The sequence below is a fragment of the Vibrio sp. 1562 genome (genome assembly GCF_033340155.1).
Lineage (GTDB): Bacteria > Pseudomonadota > Gammaproteobacteria > Enterobacterales > Vibrionaceae > Vibrio > Vibrio alginolyticus.
Genome location: NZ_JAWOVY010000146.1, coordinates 1 through 966, shown reverse-complemented (window position 1 = coordinate 966; position 966 = coordinate 1). Strand labels below are relative to the sequence as shown.

The window sequence follows — 966 nt, the reverse complement described above, 5'->3', positions numbered from 1 at the left end:
TGACAGACACAACAAGACTGTTCCACGCGTACTCACGGAATTCTGGTGTCCAGCTTTGCTCAAAGTAAGTAATGGAGTAATCAATCAACTGAAGTAATGGCAAAATGAACGCCACAGCAACCAGCCCCCAACACCACACCAGTGCCGCCCATTTTTTCCAGCCACTTAACTCGTAACGAAAATCTTCATGGCTGTTAAATTGGCTTTGGAATAGTTTCTGCTTTCTGCGGCTATAGCGTTCTGTACTGAGTAGCAGCACAACAATCAACAGCATAATTGCGGAAATTTTAGCGGCCGCGTTAAGGCTAGAATAACCAAGCCACGTGTCGTAAACCGCTGTCGTTAATGTGTTAACGGCGAAATAGCTGACAGTGCCGAAGTCCCCAATGGTTTCCATCGCCACCAGCGACAAACCCACGGCAATAGAAGGTCGCACCAAAGGCATCGAAATACGCCAAAAGCTCTCCCAAGGTGAGCATTTCAGCAAGCGGGCACTTTGCAGCAGTGAAACATTCTGTTCCATAAACGCCGCGCGGCACAGTAGATACACGTATGGGTATAACACCAGAGACAGGACAAAGGTCGCCCCCGGTAAGGTTCGAATATCAGGGAACCAATACTCGCCAGGTCCCCACCCGGTGACATCACGCAGGAATATTTGAATTGGACCAGCAAAGTCGAACCAATCCGTAAATATGTAACCAATAATGTAACCCGGCATTGCCAATGGCAATACAAGCGCCCACTGTAACCACTTTTCCGTTGGCAACTTACACATTGCCATCAACCAAGCGCTTGGAATACCGAAAATAAGAGAGAGGCCCATAACCCCAATCGTTAAGACGACGGTGTTATAGATATAGGTTGGCATCACCGTCGACATCAAATGTGTAAACAGGTTATCCGTTTCACCAATTGCGGTGTAGAAGATCGCTAAGATCGGCAAAACCAGTAACAGAGTTATCG

At 47.5% G+C, this 966-nt stretch carries 1 protein-coding gene; it reads right to left on the bottom strand.

Features of this window, described 5'->3' with window-relative positions; translation table 11 throughout:
* Positions 1-964, bottom strand: a 964-nt coding sequence (locus R7Z49_RS23795; protein WP_318112193.1) for an iron ABC transporter permease, incomplete at its 3' end; no start/stop codon positions are given.
* Between the last annotated feature and the right edge of the window lie 2 nt (positions 965-966).